At 33.9% G+C, this 21,692-nt stretch carries 19 protein-coding genes; 14 read left to right on the forward strand and 5 right to left on the reverse strand.

Annotated elements, in window-relative coordinates:
* Positions 1-387 precede the first annotated feature (387 nt).
* Together RC62_RS19660 and dnaK are read right to left on the reverse strand one after the other, a co-directional pair.
* Positions 388-1,647 (reverse strand): site-specific integrase, encoded by a 1,260-nt coding sequence (locus RC62_RS19660; RefSeq protein WP_055098019.1) that lies wholly within the window; start codon positions 1,645-1,647, stop codon positions 388-390.
* Between the two features lie 551 nt (positions 1,648-2,198).
* Positions 2,199-4,082: a molecular chaperone DnaK gene (gene dnaK / locus RC62_RS19670; protein ID WP_055098021.1), complete on the reverse strand. Its 1,884-nt coding sequence runs from the start codon at positions 4,080-4,082 to the stop codon at positions 2,199-2,201.
* 380 nt (positions 4,083-4,462) lie between these two features.
* Between dnaK and RC62_RS19675 the strand changes: the two genes are divergently transcribed.
* From RC62_RS19675 to RC62_RS19695, 5 genes are all read left to right on the forward strand, one after another.
* On the forward strand, positions 4,463-5,731 hold the full coding sequence (locus RC62_RS19675; protein ID WP_055098022.1) for a Na+/H+ antiporter: 1,269 nt from the start codon (positions 4,463-4,465) through the stop codon (positions 5,729-5,731).
* Positions 5,732-5,878: 147 nt separating this feature from the next.
* Complete coding sequence (locus RC62_RS19680) at positions 5,879-6,541, forward strand: hypothetical protein (RefSeq protein WP_055098023.1); 663 nt, start codon at positions 5,879-5,881, stop codon at positions 6,539-6,541.
* Between the two features lie 32 nt (positions 6,542-6,573).
* Positions 6,574-7,041, forward strand: a complete 468-nt coding sequence (locus tag RC62_RS19685; protein WP_055098024.1) for a hypothetical protein — start codon at positions 6,574-6,576, stop codon at positions 7,039-7,041.
* Between the two features lie 32 nt (positions 7,042-7,073).
* Positions 7,074-7,748 carry a hypothetical protein gene (locus tag RC62_RS19690; RefSeq protein ID WP_055098025.1) on the forward strand — a complete coding sequence of 225 codons (675 nt, stop codon included), beginning with the start codon at positions 7,074-7,076 and terminating at the stop codon, positions 7,746-7,748.
* Positions 7,749-7,896: 148 nt separating this feature from the next.
* Positions 7,897-8,334 carry an acyl-CoA thioesterase gene (locus RC62_RS19695; RefSeq protein WP_055098026.1) on the forward strand — a complete coding sequence of 146 codons (438 nt, stop codon included), beginning with the start codon at positions 7,897-7,899 and terminating at the stop codon, positions 8,332-8,334.
* Between the two features lie 81 nt (positions 8,335-8,415).
* On the opposite strand, the gene RC62_RS19700 is transcribed toward RC62_RS19695, so the two are convergent.
* Entirely contained in the window at positions 8,416-11,406 is a 2,991-nt protein-coding gene (locus RC62_RS19700; protein WP_055098027.1) for a LamG-like jellyroll fold domain-containing protein, read from the reverse strand.
* Between the two features lie 441 nt (positions 11,407-11,847).
* Between RC62_RS19700 and RC62_RS19705 the strand changes: the two genes are divergently transcribed.
* The 8 genes from RC62_RS19705 (at position 11,848) to RC62_RS19740 (ending at position 18,587) form a co-directional block, all read left to right on the forward strand.
* Complete coding sequence (locus RC62_RS19705; RefSeq protein WP_055098029.1) at positions 11,848-12,708, forward strand: mechanosensitive ion channel family protein; 861 nt, start codon at positions 11,848-11,850, stop codon at positions 12,706-12,708.
* Positions 12,709-12,716: 8 nt separating this feature from the next.
* Entirely contained in the window at positions 12,717-13,559 is an 843-nt protein-coding gene (locus RC62_RS19710; RefSeq protein WP_055098030.1) for a maleylpyruvate isomerase N-terminal domain-containing protein, read from the forward strand.
* Positions 13,560-13,660: 101 nt separating this feature from the next.
* On the forward strand, positions 13,661-14,653 hold the full coding sequence (locus RC62_RS19715) for an alpha/beta fold hydrolase (protein WP_055098031.1): 993 nt from the start codon (positions 13,661-13,663) through the stop codon (positions 14,651-14,653).
* A 111-nt stretch (positions 14,654-14,764) separates the two neighbouring features.
* Positions 14,765-15,154: a DUF1398 domain-containing protein gene (locus RC62_RS19720; RefSeq protein WP_055098033.1), complete on the forward strand. Its 390-nt coding sequence runs from the start codon at positions 14,765-14,767 to the stop codon at positions 15,152-15,154.
* A gap of 44 nt (positions 15,155-15,198) precedes the next feature.
* Positions 15,199-16,053: a sulfurtransferase gene (locus tag RC62_RS19725; RefSeq protein WP_055098588.1), complete on the forward strand. Its 855-nt coding sequence runs from the start codon at positions 15,199-15,201 to the stop codon at positions 16,051-16,053.
* A gap of 131 nt (positions 16,054-16,184) precedes the next feature.
* The gene (locus RC62_RS19730; RefSeq protein WP_055098034.1) at positions 16,185-17,426 is read left to right on the forward strand and encodes an ATP-binding cassette domain-containing protein; all 1,242 of its coding nucleotides are present in this window, start codon (positions 16,185-16,187) and stop codon (positions 17,424-17,426) included.
* 7 nt (positions 17,427-17,433) lie between these two features.
* Complete coding sequence (locus RC62_RS19735; RefSeq protein ID WP_055098035.1) at positions 17,434-18,045, forward strand: hypothetical protein; 612 nt, start codon at positions 17,434-17,436, stop codon at positions 18,043-18,045.
* 59 nt (positions 18,046-18,104) lie between these two features.
* Positions 18,105-18,587: a hypothetical protein gene (locus tag RC62_RS19740; protein ID WP_055098036.1), complete on the forward strand. Its 483-nt coding sequence runs from the start codon at positions 18,105-18,107 to the stop codon at positions 18,585-18,587.
* 87 nt (positions 18,588-18,674) lie between these two features.
* Here the strand turns inward: RC62_RS19740 and RC62_RS19745 are convergent, their stop codons facing one another.
* Both RC62_RS19745 and RC62_RS19750 read right to left on the reverse strand, forming a co-directional pair.
* On the reverse strand, positions 18,675-19,718 hold the full coding sequence (locus tag RC62_RS19745) for an RluA family pseudouridine synthase (protein ID WP_055098037.1): 1,044 nt from the start codon (positions 19,716-19,718) through the stop codon (positions 18,675-18,677).
* Positions 19,708-20,331: a PASTA domain-containing protein gene (locus RC62_RS19750; RefSeq protein WP_055098038.1), complete on the reverse strand. Its 624-nt coding sequence runs from the start codon at positions 20,329-20,331 to the stop codon at positions 19,708-19,710. The genes RC62_RS19745 and RC62_RS19750 overlap by 11 nt, the downstream gene beginning before the upstream one ends.
* A 344-nt stretch (positions 20,332-20,675) precedes the next feature.
* Between RC62_RS19750 and RC62_RS19760 the strand changes: the two genes are divergently transcribed.
* Complete coding sequence (locus RC62_RS19760) at positions 20,676-21,647, forward strand: D-alanine--D-alanine ligase (RefSeq protein ID WP_055098040.1); 972 nt, start codon at positions 20,676-20,678, stop codon at positions 21,645-21,647.
* Positions 21,648-21,692: the final 45 nt, after the last annotated feature.

Raw genomic sequence — 21,692 nt, forward strand, 5'->3', positions numbered from 1 at the left:
ATTGATTAAATTATCAGGAATAAGACTAAGAATATAATGGAAAAAATTAACTAGTTCCTTTCCCAGTCATTTCAGACATCCCAAGCCTCACCGGCCAAAACAACAAAAAAAATATATGGAAAGCTAAAGAAGACACAGATTAAAAATTCAAACATTCTAAACAAACTATAATATTTGTTAAGACAATTTGTTAAAATTCTGAGGTACACTTTTTTTCTATGTCTATTCTGAAATAACATATGAAATCGAGTATCTACTATCATTTCTCATAATTCGAAGCGGAACCTCTTTCTCCCCTCCTTATATCGAGATGATTATTTCTAGTTAGAATATTATTTTCGGTTTTATATCAGAATTGTGGCTCATTGCTTTTGGACTTGATATATTTTACACTTCTTTTTTCTTTAAAGATTCCAATTGTATAGCTTCTGATGCCTTGATTTTCTTCTCATCTATTACTTTTGCATAGATTTCAGTAGTTTTTACGTCGGTATGACCCAGCATTTTACTGACCGTATAAATGTCTGTACCGCTCGCTAGCTGCAGTGTTGCAAACGTGTGGCGGAAGCAGTGGAAGGTAATATTTTTTTTAATTCCTGCCAATTCAACCCATTTTTTCAGGGGGCGCGAAATCCACGTTATGTCTGTTAAGTCCTCAAAAACAAGCTGCTGGGGAAGCCTCGGTTCTCCGCAGAGCTGGAAAGCCTGCTGGGAAATAGGCATATATTCAACAGCCTTTGTCTTTTTCTGTGTGAAATGCAGTTTAGCCATGCCATATTCCACAGTTATTTCTTTCCAGCGGAGCTTCTGAATGTCGGAATGTCTCAGTCCTGTAAGCGCTGAGAAAAGTGCGGCTCTTTTAAGGACGTCTTTTTCGCATGCTGTTGATGCCAGTACATTCAATTCTTTAATGGTCAGATATTCACGTCTTGATTCCTGCTCAGGGATGCCTTTTATTCTTGAAGATAAATCAACCGTTAAATATCCGTCTATAAAAGCTTGTTTCAAAGCCGCTTTAAATATAGAAAAATAGGTTCCCGCACTGTTGCTGGAAATCATTCCTTTTCTATTTCCTTCTAGTGGAGCAGCTAATAAAAACAGTTTAAAATCTTCTGCCATTCTGTAATCAACCTGAGAAAATATAAGGCTGTCTCCTGAATAGCTTTTTAAAAATTCTCTGGTCCGCTTCCAATTAATCTGTACAGATTTTGAACTTCGAGCATGTCTTTTAGCCGCCAAAGCTTCAATGTATTTAATAAAATCCTCCTGTCTTTTTTCTTTCTGTTCAACTAATATATTCTCAGCATCACTGTATAGATCTCTATTATCATATTCTTTCTGCCGAACTTTACGGATTCCGTCAGCATACAGCATTATTTCACGGTCGCTATCGCTTCTGCACATTATTATTCCGTTATCGTTGCGCTTTGGTTTGTAGGATTTGGTTCCCTCTGCATCTGTTCGGGCGGTTCTTTTTTTGTCCCACTCCACTGTTGTTACGGATCTGTTTATATATTCGCGGATTCTTTGGGGAGTTTTCTTTCCGGAAACCTCAACAGGATAGCTTTCTATGTAAACATACCATTCATTTTTGTTTTCTGCTTTTCGAAGACGCACAGTTGCCTTGGTTTTCAGTAATTGTTTCATACAAAATCATTTCTGTTATACAAGTTATCAATTTCCATTGGAGCACTTACATACTTTCCGCTCTGTCTGGTTGGTATTGAATATTTCCGGATATGGCTGTAGACAGTACCTTCAAATATTTGAAATTTCTCAGCTATTTCGCTAATGGAATAGCAGTCCTCTTTTTCAAGTCTGTATAATTTTTTCTTCAGTGCACTTTCAGATTCCCGCAGTAAGTCTGTTGTAAATGGCAAACATCTCGGGCATGATTTTGCGGTCAATCACTACAAGGCGGGTTCCAAGATTAACTGAAGGAATTTTTCTCCGCAAAAAGACATTCTTTATTTTTCTCTTTTCATCGCCTATTTCCCTTTATTAAGGTACAATAAGTATACATAAGAGACACTTTGTCTCCACTTAAGTGCCGGTGCAAATGTGGTACAAATATATGATGAAAAACGATTAAAAAAGAGCAGAAACAATAAAAAAGAAAAAAGAAAAACCGCTATAAACATTAAGTTTACAGCGGTTTAGCACTTATTATTAACCGATGTTAATCGATGTTAATTAACCTACTTGACTTCTTCGAATTCAACGTCTTCAACATTGTCACCTTGCGATTGCTCTTGTTGTGGAGCTGCTTGTTGACCTTCACCACCTTGAGCGTACATTGCTTCTGTAGCTACTTTCCAAGCTGCATTTACATTGTCTAATCCTTTTTGGATTGCTTCAATATCTTGAGATTGGTGAGCAAATCTTAATTCAGTTAAAGCAAATTCGATAGCTGTTTTTTGATCGTCTGTTAATTTACTTCCCAATTCTTTCAATTGACTTTCAGTTTGGAAAATAGTACTATCAGCTTCGTTCAATTTCTCAGCTCTTTCTTTAGCTATTTTGTCAGCGTCAGCATTAGCTTCAGCATCTTTTTTCATTTTTTCGATTTCTTCAGCTGTTAATCCAGAAGAAGCTTCGATACGGATATCGTGAGATTTTCCAGTTCCTTTATCAGTTGCAGAAACTTTGATGATACCATTCGCATCGATATCAAAAGTAACCTCGATTTGAGGAACTCCTCTTGGTGCTGGTGGAATACCATCTAAGTGGAAACGACCGATAGTTTTGTTATCAGCAGCCATCGCTCTTTCTCCTTGTAATACGTGAATTTCAACAGATGGTTGAGAATCAGCAGCAGTAGAGAATACTTGAGATTTTTTAGTTGGAATAGTTGTGTTAGACTCAATTAATTTAGTCAATACACCACCCATAGTTTCGATACCTAAAGAAAGAGGCGTTACGTCAAGTAACAATACATCTTTTACATCTCCAGATAAAACTCCACCTTGAATAGCAGCTCCAATAGCAACAACCTCATCAGGATTAACTCCTTTAGATGCTTTTTTACCAAAGAATTTTTCAACTTCATCAGCGATTCTTGGCATACGAGTAGAACCTCCAACAAGGATAACTTCGTCAATATCAGATGTAGATAAACCTGCATCTTTTAATGCTTTAGCAACTGGCTCCATAGAACGTTTTACTAAAGTATCAGATAATTGCTCAAATTTAGCTCTTGATAATTTTTTTACTAAGTGTTTTGGTCCTGAAGCAGTAGCAGTTACGTAAGGTAAGTTGATTTCAGTTTCAGCAGAAGATGATAATTCAATCTTAGCTTTCTCTGCAGCCTCTTTCAAACGTTGCAATGACATTGGATCTAAACGTAAATCAATACCTTCTTCAGATTTGAATTCGTCAGCTAACCAGTCAATAATAACCTGGTCAAAATCATCACCACCTAAGTGAGTATCACCATTTGTAGACAATACTTCAAAAACTCCGTCTCCTAATTCAAGAACAGAGATATCAAAAGTACCTCCACCTAAATCGTAAACAGCAATTTTTTGATCAGTTCCTTTTTTATCTAATCCGTAAGCAAGTGCAGCAGCAGTTGGCTCATTGATGATACGCATAACTTTAAGACCTGCAATTTCTCCAGCTTCTTTAGTAGCTTGACGTTGTGCATCGTTAAAGTAAGCAGGAACAGTAATAACCGCCTCAGTTACAGTTTGACCTAAATAGTCTTCAGCAGTTTTTTTCATTTTTTGAAGTGTCATTGCAGACAACTCCTGAGCAGTGTATAAACGACCGTCAATATCCACACGTGGCGTATTGTTGTCACCTTTTACAACACTGTAAGGAACTCTTTTTGCTTCTTCTGTAGTTTCAGCAAAAGTGTGTCCCATAAAACGTTTAATAGAAGCAATCGTTTTTGTAGGATTCGTTACCGCTTGTCTTTTTGCAGGATCACCCACTTTAATTTCTCCACCTTCAACAAAAGCGATGATAGATGGCGTTGTTCTTTTTCCTTCTGCGTTAGGAATAACAACTGCTTCGTTACCTTCCATTACAGAAACACAAGAGTTCGTCGTACCTAAGTCAATTCCGATTATTTTACCCATTTTTTATATATTTAATTTTGATATACTAATTTATAACTCAGGTGGCATAAGTCAATCTTTGTGCCAATATAAAAAACCAAAGTAAATTGTCAGTTTTACTGTCGGCACATGAAAAACAATCTGACAACATGACATTTTTAAAACCTGACATCCGTGGCATATCAGCACTTTACGTGTCATTATAAGGAGCTGTTTCCTGCTTTCCTTCCAAATCTTTTCCTTGCTAAACAAGCAAGAAAAAGGATTTTCCCTCCAATCAGGGCTAGACATTAGGTTTCATCAGAAAATTATCTTTATTTGATATTTTAATGTCTTTCTATATTTTCAATTAAAGACTGAAATATATACATTAGCAACTTCTTCAATTCAATATCAGCCATATGGAAAACTACAGCATTATCATTTTTATTCTCGCCATCGTCATAGGACTATCTGCATTTGCTGATACGATAAAATTACCACAGCCCATTCTTCTTGTTATCGTAGGAGTTGCAATTGGTTTTATACCTACAATGACCGAGATTGAAATTAATCCTGAAATTATATTCCTGATTTTTCTTCCGCCACTATTATATGATGCATCCTTTAATATCTCACCTAAAGACTTCAAAACCAATATTAATACCATTGGCACACTTGCCATATCGCTGGTTTTCCTGACTACTATTGGTATTGCAGTTGTCGCTTATTTTATGATCCCGGGAATGACCTGGCCATTAGCGTTCGTTTTAGGCGCCATACTTTCTGCAACTGATGCTGTTGCAGCAATAAGTATCACAAAAGGACTCGGAATATCGCATAAAACCTTAACCATACTCGAAGGCGAAAGTCTTATCAACGATGCATCTGCACTTGTTGCATATCGTTTTGCGGTAGCTGCCGTAATGGGATCAGCTTTTATAATCTGGAAAGCAACTTTACAGTTTTTACTATTGCTTGGAGGCGGATTTTTAGTAGGTTTTGTAATGGCGAAAATCCTGTCTTTTATATTAAACAGAGTTCACAAAAATGCAAACGTTACAATTAGTTTTATGCTCTTAATGCCATTTGTCACCTATCTTATTGCAGAGCATTTGCATGTTTCCGGAGTTATTGCAGTGGTAATTTTAGGACTGGCAATTGCACGATTCAGTAAAAAGATATTTCCTGAAAGTCTAAAAAACCAATCCAGAAGTCTTTGGGACATAATTATTTTTTTACTCAACGGATTAATCTTCATTTTAATTGGGCTTAACTTTAGATATATTCTAAAAAATATTGACGACCATATGATTTTACCGTACATAGGATATGCTGTTATCATAACGATTGTCGCTTTACTTATTAGAATGGCAAGGATATTTCTTCAAAAAATCAATCTTCAAAAAGCATTTCATAATAATAAAGGAAAAAGAAGAGTAAGCGAACATGCGCTTTTAGATTTCAATAACAGCATTATCCTGAGTTGGTCTGGAATGCGCGGGATTGTTTCTCTTGCAATCGCAATTGGTATTCCAAAAGAACTCGAAGACGGCTCCCCTTTTCCTGAAAGAACCGTTATTATATTCATTTCTGTCGCCGTAGTACTTTTAACGCTTATTGGACAAGGACTTACTTTGCCCTGGATTGTCAAAAAACTGAGCATTAAAAAAGAAGAATCACATTCGTAACTTTTATTTCAACATTCTAAAAGTTCCTGTTTCATTCAGTATTTAAAAACATTTCAATAAATAAAAATCATTTAAATATTTGTAATGATTTTTCTATATTTTTACCTGAATAAAATACCAATTTAACTAAAACCAAATACCACATTAATGAATGATAATTTAAAATATGTTACTAAACTATTTAGTAGCGCAACCTTTAGTTTTTTCAAAATCAATATCCTCGGACAAATACTATATGCCATTATAGGAGTATTTACCTTATTCACCATTATTTATCAATCAGGTACAGGACTGGGACATGTATCAGCTTCATCTGTTATACTTCTATTATTTGCATTACGTCCAATTGGCTTTGGTTTAACCGTAATCTCAACATTTATAGGTCCGTTCATATTATTTTCTTTTGGTAATAAATATATAATATCAAAAACCATCCATAAATTATTATCAGATAAGGGAGAAACTCTATTATTCCCTATTATTGATAAAGTACTAAATAAAGTCAAGACTAACCAACCTGATTTACTAAAACAAGGAGCTGATAAAACCAAATTACAACTTAAGTTAATACAGGAAATTAGAGATTCTAATGATAATAAATGGTTGAAAAAAATAATTATTTATGGTTTAAAAAAAATAAAGCTGGACGAAGTCGATTTTAAAGATGAAAACGTAAATTTTCCTGACATCATAAAAGGTAAAATAATTACTGGCTTAAAAAATGTTTCACAGCCAAGCAGAAACTTTTTCTGGATTATCTTAGGAATACAACTAACTATTTTAATCCTGATTCTTACGCAGGTTATATAATTCAGGACGTATTAAATAAAACAAAAAATATAATGAATCAGGAATTAGAAAGCCACTTTGACGAATTCGATAAACTACCCGTAATCAGAAGAAAACTTTTGCCGTGGTGGATTAAAACATTTTGCTGGATTTTTATGATTTTAGCAATTTGCGCTTTAAGCTCAATTTTAATGAGCTTTTTCATATCAAACGTAAATATTTCTCTTTATGGTTTTTCGAGTAATACAGCTCTTTCACCAATAGGAATGTTTATTGTTGCCATTATGGTATTTAAAGGTTTTGCCGCATATTCTCTTTGGTTTGAAAGAGCCAATGCAATCTCAATAGGGAAAATTGATGCTGTTCTGGGAGTCGTGATTTGTATCGTTTCTATGTTTATACTTCCTTTTGTAACCAGTGGTGGTCATTTCGCATTAAGATTAGAGATCATATTACTTATTCCGTATTACAGGAAACTGGACAAGATAGAATATGAATGGGATAATTTAGAAAGTTTGTAAAACACAATAATATTTAAGAAAAAAAGTCGAAAATGAAAAAATCAATTTTATTGCTAATTCTTATTTTTAATCTGGGTTTTGCTTTTTCACAACAAAAAACAGGCAACAAAACCACAAAAAGCAACCCCGTTAAAAAATATGATACTTTTAACGAAAGCATCAAAGTTACCAGCCAAAAATTAAAGTTATTTATTCCTAAAGGTTATGAGGCTATTATAGAAGAAAAAGGCGATTTGAATCTGGACAAAATAGAGGATTGTATTTTGGTTTTACGCAAAGCTACAGAAGAAACTACTTCAAATATGGATCAGGGCAAACCTGACAAAAGACCTTTACTTTTATTATTAGGCCAAAAAGACGGAAGTTACAAATTAGCCTATAAAAACGAAAATGCTGCATATTGTATTGATTGCGGAGGATTATTTGGAGATCCGTTTAATGCAATTGCAATCAAAAACGGTTATTTTTCTATCGAACACAGAATCTCAGGCGGCCATCATTGGGAACATATCACAACTTTTAAATTTAACAAAACAAAAAACAACTGGTATTTATATAAGGATCATTTTATCAATTATATCCTGAATCCAAGTCAGGATCCTAATGCAGAAGCTCTAATAGCAAATGTTGATAAACTGGAAACGGTTAAAGATTTTGGAGAAATTTCGTTTCAGCAATTCAATATTTATTCTAAAAAAGGACATTAATTTCTGCTCAAAAAAATAAGACTTTAAACTTTCTGACAAACAATTTCCTTTTTTATTTGTAATTTCGACTTTCATTAAAACGAATGCTTTTTAGAGAAAATAATCGTTGCAAAAGCATTTACAATACACTTATAAATACAAATAAATAATGGCTTCATTTAAAAAAGAAATATCATTTCGCTGGTCTGATCTTGACCCTAATTTTCACGTTCGTCATAGTGCTTATTATGATTTTGGTGCACAACATCGTATTGAAATCCTTGAAGAACTGGGATTAACTTTAAAAGTAATGCAGACACAGGGTTTTGGTCCCGTTTTATTTAGAGAAGAATGTGTTTTTAGAAAAGAATTAAAACTTTCTGATAAAATATTCATTCACACTAAAACTTCAAAAATGAAAGCTGATGCTTCGCGTTGGTCCATTATTCATGAATTTAGAAGAGAAGATGATACACTTTGTGCTGTTATTACGGTAGATGGTGCCTGGATGGATACTAAACTTCGTAAATTGGCTTCACCAACTCCGGAAATAGCAATAGAAGCTTTGAGCATCTTCCCTAAAAGTGATGATTTTGTTGGACTTTAAAATTAAATCCATATTTACTATTCATAAAAAAAGACCGTTACAGAATTTGTAACGGTCTTTTTAGTTTATAAAAAGTGATTCTTATTCTATAATAATCTTAAAATTGCTATTCAAATTTTCACCTGAAACATTCAGCATGTAAATTCCAGAAACTTCTTTATGGGCTATATTTAAAGTAAAATCTCCATTTCCGTCAGAAGAAATCTTTTCTTTTAGAATAATTTTCCCAGTCATATCGCTTAATGTAGCTGTTGCATGTAATAAATTATAATCAGGAATCGTAATATGAACCTGATCTTTTACCGGATTGGGATACACAATTATATTACTTTTGTTTTGACTGAATTTATCTGTACTTAAAAATACCTGCGTATACAATCCCATTACTTCAGTAGCATTTAGCGGATAATTAAATAGTTGGAGTTCATCAAACAAGCCTTTATATGGCGCCGGAGCAGTACCGGATGACAGTTCGAGTTCGCCAATATTCCCTATTATTAAATCAGTAGGTTCAGCAATACCTGTAACAGCTGTTTCATCAAGTTCTGCCGATAAAATACCATCTGTGTAAATTCTCATTTTATGGGCAATAATATCCCTCATAATAACCACATTTACCCAATTTTCAGTAAAATATTTTGCCGCAGCCGTAGTCACTTCTCTTTTTGTAACATCATCATCTATTGCAAAACGTAAAAGCCCGCCTTTAACCTCAATATTATATCTTTTACCAGTTGCTCCGGTTGTCGCATTTTTTGTAAATGAACCTTTGCACAATACATAAATACTCGTTGCTGAAGAACTTGGTAATAAAGCCGGAGCTGCTTTCATCCAGAAAGAAACGGTAAAGGAATTTTTATCAAATAATAAATAATCCTGATTCGGGATATTTACCATAGATTTATTATTTAATGATGTCGAAAAATCAATCGCATTGTTTGCCTTTCCCGGAACTCTGACAGCAGCATTATCAAAAGAAATATCCAATACACCATGATTTGCATAAGTCGTAATATCAGTAATTCGTTCTCCTTCTAAGGCTGATTCTTTAAACGGCCAATGTCCCACAATTCCCGGTTTTATCGTACTGAAATTCCATACATCGCCTGTTGCCGTTCCTTTAGCATTTATTGCATCTATTCGCCAGTAATAATTTGTTGCAGCACTTAATCCTGTAACCTGATAAGATGGATTTGCAGAATATGCAACATCTGCCATTTTAGTCAAGTTTGAAGGATTGGTACCAAAATATACCGCATAACTAAGCGTGTTCGAGCTTCCGGTCCATTTTAGAGTCAAATTTCCACTTGTCAATTCTACAGTATTAAATCCTGCAGCAGGTGTTGGTGTAATTGCTTTTGTTGGTGCAGATGGAATTGGCGGTGTTGTTATCACTGCTACAGTATTATACACAGAAGATTCTGTGCTATTTGTAGCCTTAACACGATAATAATATTGCGTATTGGGCACTAGACCTGAATCATTATAAGTCGTGATATTAGATCCTAATGTAGCAATTATTGTAAAGTCAGTTCCATTAGCAGAACGCTCTAAAACATAATGATCTTCATTTGCTGCATTATCACCCCAATTTAAAGTAACAGAACTAGAGACCGGAATTTCGGTAGAAACCACATTGGTAAAAGTAATATCAGATGGTGGAATAATAAAATCCGGTGGTGTTTCATTTGTCAATCCATTTATATAAACCTCAATATTCAAATAAGGTGCATGAATTGTACTTACTAATAAAGCATCTGCAACATTTTTGTTAAGACCATTTGCATCTTCCCACGCATCAGGCATGCCATCATTATCAGTATCAATTGGAGCCGGAGCACCATAAACATGTCCTGCGCCACCGTTTATAAAACCAAATTTTTGTGTTAAATCAGTTTGAACATACACATAAGTTGCCGTTGTTCCTTTAGACTTTAAATCAGAAATCATTAAATTCTCGACCTGATCACGTCTTGGGTAAGAAGCTCCAACATTCAGCACTATTTTATCATAAGCATCCTGAGCCGTAACTGTTGTATTTTTCATAGGATAATCATAAGGTGTTGATAAAATAGTAGCAGCATCTCCAGTAGGATATCCGGTTAAATCTGCCGGAACCAAAGTGCCGTTTAAAACACCATCTTTATTATTATCAAAATAATTTCCGGAACCGTACAAAGAGAAATTGTCATTTCCTCTGTTAAAAGGCGTCGAAATCGTAGAACTTGTATTTGGACCGCCAATAAAATAATTATTGATAATATTAACATCAGATCTTCCTGCAGAATCTCCTCCCATAATATAAGCATCGCCAGATTCTGTATGTCCGTAAGTGTTTCCGTAATTACCCCAGTTATAAACAACATTGTTTACAAACTCATTAATTCCCTTTATTTTATTATTACGCGTTTTATTGCAGATATATAAGTTTCCTATTAAACTTATTTTTCCTCCGGAAGGCTGCATCAAACCACCGGCCGAATGATTATGACGATGCAATCCCTGACCAATAATCGAATTTTGAATGGTTATATTATCAGGACTTATTCCTTTATTATCCCAATTAATAGAGAAAACTTCATCTGTTCCCCACGTAAAAGTCATGTGGTCAAAAATAAGGTTAGCCCCATTTGATAAGCCTGATGCATCCTGATTTTGAGCCGTGCCACCATACCGAATACGAAGATATCTGGCAATTGTATTACTGGCTCCCGAAAAAGTAACACGAGGGCCTAAAAACACAATTCCTTCTCCGGTTGCAGTTTGCCCTGCAATCGTAGTATTACTTGCTACAACAACCTGAGTTTGCAAATTTACAATACCGCCAACTCTAAAAATTACAAATCGGCCTTCCTGACTAACTGCATCCCGAAACGATCCCGGTCCGCTGTCATTTAAATTGGTTACTAAATAAATTTGAGGATTTGCAGCGCCTCTTGCTCCTGTAGTGAATCTGCCAAAACCTGTAGCTTCAGGAAATGCCAGTGTTTGAGCATCACAAAAGTGTACCGAAAATGTACAAATCATAAAAATTTTAAGAGCATACGTAAAGGTTAAAAAACTTTTTTTCATGATAAATTGGTTAATTTGGTTAAATAGTTATAACCAAATTAGCGATATCACAAAAGGAGACCGTCCTGCCCTATCCTGATTTACATTATTAATTATCAACACGTTACACAATTCACAAGAAAACAGAAACTAACATCAATCGTAATAACTTAAAATTAAAAAAATCTTCTTTTTACAAAATTTACTTCAAAAAATGTAACAAAAAATAATATTATTACACAATAATCAACTCATAACTTATTATCTGATAATTTACCAATTAAAAATAAAAATTGAATATCACAGGATTATATCCTATCAAAAAATCTACACCTGCATACAAATTATTAAGAGCAACTATACATACAAAGATCTAAAACTTCGTAAATTAGCTTAAAACTGAAATCCTCACTTATTTATTAAATACAAAATATTAGATTTAATATAAAAGCTTAAATGTTTATGATCGACTTTTCAAAAGACTTTAGAATAGCTATAATAATTGCCATAATTGCTCTTACTACAATTGTTTTAGGTGCATTGACCGAAAAAATTTTACGCTATTTTTTATATCGAAAATTAACGGATAAAGAATATGATGCAACAGGTTTTAGATTCTTAAAACATTTAATCATTACCGTAATTTATATTTTAGGTTTTGCTTTTGCCCTCATACAAATTCCGGAATTCAAAATTATTGGTCATTCCTTTTTAGCTGGCGCAGGTGTTATTTCGTTAGTAGCAGGTTTAGCTTCTCAACAAGCTTTAAGTAATATTGTAAGCGGAATTTTTCTGGTGATTTTTAAGCCTTTCCGAATCAATGATAAGATTACAATAAACAATTTTGTTGGTACGGTTGAAGATATCAATTTAAGACAAGTTGTCTTGAAAGATGCTGAAAACAACCGAATCATAATTCCTAATTCTGTGATCAGCAATCAGATAATTGTAAACACCAATATGCATGATACTAAATGCTGCAAAATAATCGAAATAGGAATTGGTTATGAATCTAATATCGAGAATGCATTAGCAATCATGCAGGACGAAATTGCTAAACACCCTCTTTTTATTGATACGAGAACAGCTGAAAATAAAAAGCAAAAAACACCTTTGGTCATTGCCCGTGTTGTGGCACTGGCAGATTCAAGCGTGACGCTAAAAGCCTGGGCATGGGCAAAAAATTCTACAGACGGTTTTGTTATGTATTGTGACTTACTGCAAAGCATTAAAAAACGTTTTGATGAAGCTAATATCGATATTCCTTATCCGCAACGTGTTGTCACTTTAAAAAATAATGAAACAAAAACTTCAGAAAAATAATTTCATGTATGCTATCTCCAAAAATTGTTCCCATAAAAACCGTACATCTCTTTTCTATTTTAGATGAATTACTAATAGACCTTCTAAATTCATTATCAGATGAAGAATGGAATGCACCAACCGTTGCCAGAAAATGGGCTGTAAAAGATATTGCCTCGCATTTGCTGGATGGAAACTTAAGAGGTTTATCGATCTCAAGAGATCAGTATTTTGGCGAAAAACCTGAAAATATTAATTCATATGGTGATCTGGTTACATTTTTGAATCAGCTTAACATGAGTTGGACAAATGCAACAAAACGACTTAGCCCAGTTGTTTTAACCCAATTGTTAGAAACTACAGGCAAACAATATTCAGAACATTTACAAACATTAAATCCTTTCGAAAATGCCATTTTTTCGGTCGCATGGGCAGGAGAAGAAACTTCGCTAAACTGGTTTCATATTGCACGCGAATACACTGAAAAATTCCTGCATCAACAACAAATTAGAAATGCCGTAGGAAAACAGGCACTCCTGACAAAAACATTATTTCATCCATTCATCAGTACATTTATGTATGCATTGCCTCATACTTATAAAAATACAGCCGCAGAAAAAGGTACAATTGTAACATTAATAGTTAATAGTGACATTGGTGGTCAATGGAATATTATTAAGGAGGAAAGGGAGTGGAAATTCATTGAATCTTTTGATGATGAACAAAGTGCAATTATAAAAATTGATCCAGACGATGCCTGGCTATTATTTTCAAAAGGCATGACTCCTCATCAGGCAAAAGAAAAAGTAACAATTATTGGTGATAAAAAATTAGCTGAAGTCGCTCTAAATATTGTTGCCGTCATGGCATAATTAGCAGTAGATATTTTCTGATAATTTTAAGATTTTATTTTTTGAATTTAAAAAGGTTAACTTTAATTTTATAAATACTCCAAAACCAATACATTCAAAAGATGAAAAATATAAAAATTATAATGTTACTGCTGCCCTTCTTGTGTTTTTCGCAGCAAGAGAATATAAAGGCACTCGACATCAACTTAACCCATTATGAATATCCTTTTACTGTACAATTTTTAGAATTGAGCAATCAGCGTCAATATCTTAAAATGGCTTATATGGATATCAAACCTGATAATTACAACAATAAAAATATTGTTTTACTTCATGGTAAAAATTTTAATGGCGCTTATTGGGAGACTACTATAAAAGCTTTGACAAAAGAAGGTTTCAGGGTTATTGTCCCTGATCAGATAGGATTTGGTAAATCCTCTAAACCAGATAATTTTCAATATACATTTCAGCAGCTTGCTGCCAATACAAAAAAACTATTAGATCATTTAGGAATCGAAAAAGCAACTATTTTAGGACATTCTATGGGCGGAATGTTAGCGACGAGATTTGCTTTAATGTATCCGGAAACGACACAGAAATTAGTATTAGAAAACCCAATTGGTTTAGAAGACTGGAAACTCGTTGTGCCCTACAAACCTGTAGATTGGTGGTACGAATCTGAACTAAAACAAAACTATCAAAATATAAAAAGCTATCAAATGGCAAACTATTATGATGGTAAGTGGAATGCTGATTTTCAAAAATGGGCTGAACTTGGAGCCGGCTGGACAACTGCTCCTGATTATGCAAAAGTTGCCTGGAATTCTGCACTTATGTATGATATGATATTTACACAACCTGTTTTATATGAATTTAAAAACATCAAAAGTCCAACACTTTTAATCATTGGTACAAGAGATAAAACAGCTATAGGAAAACCTTTGGTATCTGAAGAAATCAGAAAAACTATGGGTAATTATATGGAGCTGGGCAAAAAAACACAAAAAGCAATTCCGAATGCGAAATTGGTCGAAGTCCCAAACACAGGACATTTACCACATATCGAATCTTTCGACCAATGTATAAAACCATTAATCGTATTTTTGAAATCATAATTTTTCATGCCACCGATGATAAAAATCAGCATTAATTTTTTTATTCAAAATTCTTAATTAATTTCATAACAATTCGTGGCAGCCTTTAACTTTAACTAAAAACTAAAACACATGTTTACAATCGAGCAAATAAAAGAAGCACATGCCAAAGTGCAAAGCGGTGCAGATTTTCCAAATTATATACAAGACCTGATCATTTTGGGTGTAAAAGGGTACGACACCTTCGTTAACAATGGAAATGTTGAATATTACGGCGTAAATAATTACAAAGTTTCTGCAGACGAGAAATATCCTGAAATTCAGGTGGCTCCAGTTGCCAATAAAGAACGTTTTATAGAATTTTTAGTAATGCACCAGGATGGTCAAACAGATTACTTGACCTTTTGCCAACATGCAGCACAATCCGGAATTGCAAAATGGCGCGTTGATATCATTGAAATGACTTGTACATATTACGACAAAGCAGATAATGAAATATTGATCGAAAAAATTCCAGATTGATAGATCACAATATTGTTTTTTCAACAAAAAAAGAATTTACTAAAATGTCAAACAAATTATCTTCCATTATAAATCCGGAAGAACTTTTAAACATAAAAGATTCTCCTGAAGTTATATTAATCGATGCCAGAGCAGGAATTAATGCTGAAGAAAACTATCAAAACGAACATCTAAAAAATGCACGTTATGTAGATTTAAATCGTGATCTGGCAACTGTTGAAAATCCCGCAAACGGAGGAAGACATCCTTTACCATCACTTCAAAAATTTTCTGAAGTACTTTCTAAAGTCGGAATTTCACCTTCGAGTCATGTTGTTATTTATGATGACAAAAACGGATCGAATGCCGCTGCCAGATTTTGGTGGATGTTACGTGCGATTGGTCATGAAAAAGTTCAGGTTTTAAACGGAGGTTTACAAGCCGCGATACAAACTGGTTTTCCTGTCAGTTCAGAATTAGAAACTTTTGAACCTACACAAAAATATACAGTTACAGAATGGAAATTAACTCAAGCCGATATCGATGAAGTCGAAAAAGCCAGAAATAACGAAGAAAGTATAGTCATTGATGTAAGAGATAAAAATCGTTTTGATGGCCTTACAGAACCGCTGGATTTAATTGCAGGACATATTCCCGGCGCTATCAATGTTCCGTTTAGTGAAAACTTAAGCGAAGATGGATTTTATAAATCGGCTGACGTTTTAGCAAAAAAATATACTGAAATTACAGGAGCCAAAAATCCTGAAAATATAATCGTGCATTGCGGTTCTGGTGTTACTGCTTGTCATACTTTACTCGCGATGGATTATGCCGGACTTCCAATTCCTAAACTATATGTAGGATCCTGGAGCGAATGGTCTCGCAACAATAGAGAAATGGCAACAATAAAAACAGAATAAACTAAAAAACATTTAAAGCATATATAATTCTTTAAAAAATCTATTTGTCACAGATTAATTGATCATTCTAATCTTTTTAATCTGTGGCAAAAAAAGCTATTAATCTATGCGCAAATAAATAATATATTAAAATGCAACATTGGGATATACTCTTATCAAATCACGTAAATAAAAAAGCTTTTATAGATACTTTACTTTCTGGTGAAGCCAAAGGAGAATTAGCCGTTTTTAACAATCAAAAAGGTATTTTGTTTTCAGACATTGCGATTGAAAAATTCATCGAAAAAGAATATCAATATGATATTGTAGAAGCATCTCCGGAATCCCACAGGCAATTAAGAACTTTTTCATCAGGAGAACGCAAAAAAGAATTTCTGAAATATTGTATCAATCAAAAACCCGATTTTATCATTTTTGATAATCCGTTTGATCATTTAGATCAGGCCTCCCGCGTAATTTTAGCCGAATCCTTAAAAGACCTGACAGATGAAATTGCTATTATCCAAATCGTAAATCGTGTAGTTGATGTATTAGCTTTTGTGCCTAATAAAGCACATATCAAAGACAATACTTTTGAATTACATCCTATACCAAAAGCCATTCATCATTTTAAAACCCTAAACACAGCAGCGATTCCAAAAGCTATTGAGCCGCATTCCTTTCACGAAAGTGTACTAATAAAAATGGAAAACGTTTCTGTAAGTTATGACGACCGCAAAATTGTAGACAACATTTCCTGGACGATAAAACAAGGTGAATTCTGGCAATTAATTGGTCCGAATGGTTCGGGAAAAAGTACTATCCTTTCATTGATTACAGGAGATAACCCAAAAGGATTTGGACAGGATTTACATTTATTCGGAAGAAAAAAAGGAACTGGTGAAAGCGTTTGGGATATCAAAAAACAAATTGGAATCTTCACTACTTCTATGACTGATTTATTTCAAAAAGGACATACTTTAGAAGAAATGATTCTTTCCGGCTTTTTCGATTCCATAGGATTATATATTGAACCAACTACTTTGCAAAAACAAACCGTAGCACAATGGCTTGAAGTTATTGAAATGAGCGATTTAAGAAAAAAACGTTTTATCGATCTATCAATTGGTCAGCAAAGAGTTGCCTTGATTGTTCGTGCCGTTTTAAAACACCCGCCATTATTAATTTTAGACGAACCTGTTGAAGGCTTAGACGACGAAAATGTCGATTTGGTCATTCAGCTTATCAATACCATTAAACAAGAAACAAATGTTAGTATTTTATATGTTTCGCATCGTATAGAAACTGGCCTCGCTCCTACTTCGGTTTTTGAACTTTTACCAAATCCTGCAGGATCTATTGGTAATATTAAATACCACTCAGAGTTAAACTAAAAAACAAATGAGAATTAAACATATCGTATTATCAGCCTTTTCAATAGTAATCACTTCATGTTGCGGAACAATTTCGACCGCAAAACATCAATACAAAATAAGTGAAAGCGGTTCTTTAAAATCAGAATGGAAATCAAATCCCAAAGAATGGTTTCTGGAAAAAGACACCTTAAAAGGAATTGGAGGTCCAATGCATTGGGGCGTTATAGAATCTAAAAAACAACTGCCTGAAAATTATGAGATCGATTTTAAAGTAAACATGACGCGAGAATCTCTTTTTGAAGTAATGTTAAATATCGACAAAGAAAATTACATCAGGACTTATCTGTACCAAATCGACCAGAATATTGTGATAGGCAGAGGGGTTTACAATAAAAACAGCGACGAATATGGCAAACGAGGCGGTCCAACTTTGTTTAAAAAATCAATGAAACTTGAAAACAATAAATGGTATGCCGTAAAAATCAGGGTTTCAAATAATCAATTGTTTTTTTCTGTAGATAACGAAAACTTCTTAGAATGTTCCATAGAAAAAAGTAAATTAAATGAACAAGGTAAATTAGGTTTTCTAACAAACGGCGAAGTAAAAATCATAGATTTAATAATAAAAAGTATTTAGTAGAAAAACACCCTTTTAATCTATATACAATCTATTAAATTAGTACATATATTTGAACGATGGAAAAATATATTATTAAGAAAATGGAAAGTAATGAAATTATTATTTCTTTTAATTTTAATAAGACCTCCACAATTCTATCAATAGTATTTTCACTATCTATTTTAACATTAATAGCTTTAAAAATAAGATCTGGTGTAATACAAAATATTTGGGGTTCATTAATAATTTTAATACTTATTCTATTATATCTAACATTTAATAAATACTACGAGTGGACAAAAAACAAATATCACAAATTCAACATTCAAGAAGAAAATTTGTTTATTAATGATAAGTTTCATTGCAATCTAAACAAATTACAATCTATAAACATTTATAATAGCATCAATAAATTTGAGAGCGGATGGATTATTTATTTAAAAATTTTTCCTGGTTCTTCTCACGATTATATAATCAAAAAAAGATTAGGCGAGAAAGAAGCCATTGAGATTGCGGATAAAATTTCACTATTTCTAAATAGAAAAGTCATAATTGATTAGATATAAAAAAAAGCTCCAAATTGGAGCTTTTTTTATATCAGAAAATCTTATCTCTATTTTCTTTATTCTAAAATCTAATTTCTAAAATTAGTTCTCATCATCTTCCATATTATGCGTCTTTCCATAATTGCGCCATTTCTCGATACAATCCTGAAAATCCTGAGGTAGTTCAGTATCAAAACGCATCATTTCGCCAGTTGTCGGATGCACAAAACCAAGCGTTTTAGCGTGAAGCGCCTGACGTGGCAAAGCCTTAAAACAATTGTCTATAAATTGTTTGTATTTTGTAAACGTCGTTCCTTTCAAAATCAAATGACCACCGTAACGTTCGTCATTAAAAAGCGGATGACCAATATGTTTCATATGCGCACGAATCTGGTGTGTTCTGCCTGTTTCCAGTTTACAGGAAATCAAAGTCACATACCCAAAACGTTCTAAAACTTTATAATGCGTAATCGCAGGTTTTCCTATTTCTGGATCAGCAAAAACTGCCATTTGCATGCGGTCTTTTAAGTGCCTTGCAAGGTTACCTTCAATAGTTCCCTCCTCTTCAGCAACATTCCCCCAAACAAGGGCAATATATTCACGTTCAGAAGTTTTAGCTTCAAATTGTTTAGCCAGATGCGTCATAGCCGCTTCGGTTTTAGCCACCACTAAAAGTCCGGACGTATCCTTATCAATTCGGTGAACCAAACCTGGGCGTTCGCTGCTGTTCATTGGCAAATTATCAAAATGATGTGCCAGAGCATTTACCAAAGTTCCGGTATAATTACCGTGACCAGGATGGACCACCATTCCAGGTTCTTTATTAATCAGTAATAAAGCATCATCTTCATAAACGATATTCAACGGAAGGTCTTCCGGAAGAATATGATTCTCAAAAGGCGGATGCGTTAACATAACCGTCACTACATCAAACGGTTTAACTTTATAATTTGATTTTACCGGAATATCATTTACGAAGATATTTCCTTCAGTTGCGGCGTTTTGAATTTTGTTTCGCGTCGCATTCTGAATCAAATTCATTAAATACTTGTCAATACGCAAAAGCGCCTGACCTTTAGGGACTTCAAATCTAAAATGTTCGAATAATTCGTCTTCCAGATCTAAATTTTCATTATTATTGTTCATCTTTTGGGGTTTCAGTAGTTGGCGCAGCTAAACTGTCTGTCGCCTGACTTTCATCTACATACGTTGCTTTTCCGTCTCCTAAAACCAAGTCGATTTTAGAAGCTTTAAGCACGCGGTCTCCTACTTTTAAGTTTCTACCTTTATAACGCATCTCTAAAACCATATCTTTTCCAAGATTTGGGATATAAGTAATCGTTCCCTGTTCAAGCCCTAAAGCCTTTAAAGTAGGAACAGCCTCACGATACGTTTTCTCGATCAAATCCGGAATTTTAACAGACGAAAATCCAGATGCATTAATTTTAATATATATTTTTCTTCCTACTTTTACCATTGTTCCCGGCAACGGATCTTGCTCAACAACACTGTATTTAGGAAATTCACTTCGGTAATCAACACTATCCAAAAGCACGTAATCCAAGTCTAATTCGTCCAATTTTGATTCTACCTGCTCCTCAGTCAATTTAGATAAATTAGGAACGGCAATTTCGTGACCATGATCAGTTGTAAAAGTCAGCCAATGCATAAACAAATAACCTAAAACTGCAATGATAGCAGCCGCGATTAGTATTTGTACAAAAAATACACGGCTCGTTAAATACTTACGTAAACTCATAAATTTATTTTTAGTTGTGGCAAAGATAAAGCTATTTCGTTTCAAAAAAAATGATAATTTTGTTTTAAGCAAGAAAGTGTTGCGATTGTCATCCTCAGAGAAGTCTAAGGACAATTTTCAGGAGCTGTTTCCTGCTGTCCGCTGTATCTTTTATGCCGAACCCCGGCAAAAAAGGATGCCGCTCCAATCAGGGCTAGGGCTTTAGGTTTTATAAGAACATTTTTATTGCTTTTTTTGTCATTCCGAGAAATGACAAAATGAGAACACAATAATGGCAAAAACCTGAAACCTGAAATAAATAAACGATTAAACAAATACACAATAAACGATTAAACATCAAATCAATGAAAAACATAGCCATCATCATGGGCGGATATTCAAGCGAATATAAAATTTCTCTTATCAGCGGAAACGTCGTTCACCAATATCTTGACAAAACAAAATACAACGGATTCCGTATTCATATTTTTAAAGAAAAATGGGTTTATGTAGATGAAAACAATGCTGAATATGCTATTGATAAAAATGATTTTTCTGTAACTGTAAACGATCAGAAAATTACTTTCGACTGTGTTTTCAATGCTATTCACGGAACTCCCGGAGAAGATGGATTAATGCAGGCTTATTTTGAATTATTAGGAATTAAACAATCGTCTTGCGATTATTACCAAGCCGCATTAACATTCAATAAACGTGATTTATTATCGGTTTTAAAACCATACGGAATCAAAACGGCAATTTCTTATTACTTAAATAAAGGTGATGTTATCAATACTGCCGAAATCGTTAAAAAAGTAGGTTTGCCATGTTTCGTAAAACCAAACAAAGCAGGTTCTAGTTTCGGAATCTCAAAAGTAAAATCAGAAGCCGAATTGCCAATTGCAATTGAAGTAGCGTATAAAGAAGATAACGAAATCATCATCGAAAGCTTCCTTGACGGAACCGAAGTTTCTGTTGGAGTAATCAACTATCAGGGAGAAATTAAAGTTTTACCAATTACCGAAATTGTCTCTGACAATGATTTCTTTGATTATGAAGCTAAGTATGAAGGAAAATCACAAGAAATTACACCCGCCAGAATTTCAGATGAACTAACACAAAAAGTAGGAGAAACTGCAAAACGTGCTTACGAAGTACTTAAAATGAAAGGCTTTTCAAGAAGTGAATTCATTATCGTAGACAACGAACCATATATGCTGGAAATGAACACAATTCCAGGTCTGACAACAGAAAGTTTAATCCCGCAACAAGCAAAAGCAGCCGGAATATCTCTGGAAGATTTATTCACTAATGCAATTGAGTTAGCGTTGGCATAATATAGAAAAGGTTCTGAGATACTAAGTTGCTAAGGCACTAAGATT

The organism is Flavobacterium aquidurense (assembly GCF_001404985.1).
GTDB classification, from domain to species: Bacteria; Bacteroidota; Bacteroidia; order Flavobacteriales; family Flavobacteriaceae; genus Flavobacterium; species Flavobacterium aquidurense_B.

What these genes read in the sequence shown, in the direction of transcription:
- RC62_RS19660 (WP_055098019.1), bottom strand. Translation starts at nt 1,647, where the DNA reads ATGAAACAATTACTGAAAACCAAGGCAACTGTGCGTCTTCGAAAAGCA.
- dnaK (WP_055098021.1), bottom strand. Translation starts at nt 4,082, where the DNA reads ATGGGTAAAATAATCGGAATTGACTTAGGTACGACGAACTCTTGTGTT.
- RC62_RS19675 (WP_055098022.1), top strand. Translation starts at nt 4,463, where the DNA reads ATGGAAAACTACAGCATTATCATTTTTATTCTCGCCATCGTCATAGGA.
- RC62_RS19680 (WP_055098023.1), top strand. Translation starts at nt 5,879, where the DNA reads ATGAATGATAATTTAAAATATGTTACTAAACTATTTAGTAGCGCAACC.
- RC62_RS19685 (WP_055098024.1), top strand. Translation starts at nt 6,574, where the DNA reads ATGAATCAGGAATTAGAAAGCCACTTTGACGAATTCGATAAACTACCC.
- RC62_RS19690 (WP_055098025.1), top strand. Translation starts at nt 7,074, where the DNA reads ATGAAAAAATCAATTTTATTGCTAATTCTTATTTTTAATCTGGGTTTT.
- RC62_RS19695 (WP_055098026.1), top strand. Translation starts at nt 7,897, where the DNA reads ATGGCTTCATTTAAAAAAGAAATATCATTTCGCTGGTCTGATCTTGAC.
- RC62_RS19700 (WP_055098027.1), bottom strand. Translation starts at nt 11,406, where the DNA reads ATGAAAAAAAGTTTTTTAACCTTTACGTATGCTCTTAAAATTTTTATG.
- RC62_RS19705 (WP_055098029.1), top strand. Translation starts at nt 11,848, where the DNA reads ATGATCGACTTTTCAAAAGACTTTAGAATAGCTATAATAATTGCCATA.
- RC62_RS19710 (WP_055098030.1), top strand. Translation starts at nt 12,717, where the DNA reads ATGCTATCTCCAAAAATTGTTCCCATAAAAACCGTACATCTCTTTTCT.
- RC62_RS19715 (WP_055098031.1), top strand. Translation starts at nt 13,661, where the DNA reads ATGAAAAATATAAAAATTATAATGTTACTGCTGCCCTTCTTGTGTTTT.
- RC62_RS19720 (WP_055098033.1), top strand. Translation starts at nt 14,765, where the DNA reads ATGTTTACAATCGAGCAAATAAAAGAAGCACATGCCAAAGTGCAAAGC.
- RC62_RS19725 (WP_055098588.1), top strand. Translation starts at nt 15,199, where the DNA reads ATGTCAAACAAATTATCTTCCATTATAAATCCGGAAGAACTTTTAAAC.
- RC62_RS19730 (WP_055098034.1), top strand. Translation starts at nt 16,185, where the DNA reads ATGCAACATTGGGATATACTCTTATCAAATCACGTAAATAAAAAAGCT.
- RC62_RS19735 (WP_055098035.1), top strand. Translation starts at nt 17,434, where the DNA reads ATGAGAATTAAACATATCGTATTATCAGCCTTTTCAATAGTAATCACT.
- RC62_RS19740 (WP_055098036.1), top strand. Translation starts at nt 18,105, where the DNA reads ATGGAAAAATATATTATTAAGAAAATGGAAAGTAATGAAATTATTATT.
- RC62_RS19745 (WP_055098037.1), bottom strand. Translation starts at nt 19,718, where the DNA reads ATGAACAATAATAATGAAAATTTAGATCTGGAAGACGAATTATTCGAA.
- RC62_RS19750 (WP_055098038.1), bottom strand. Translation starts at nt 20,331, where the DNA reads ATGAGTTTACGTAAGTATTTAACGAGCCGTGTATTTTTTGTACAAATA.
- RC62_RS19760 (WP_055098040.1), top strand. Translation starts at nt 20,676, where the DNA reads ATGAAAAACATAGCCATCATCATGGGCGGATATTCAAGCGAATATAAA.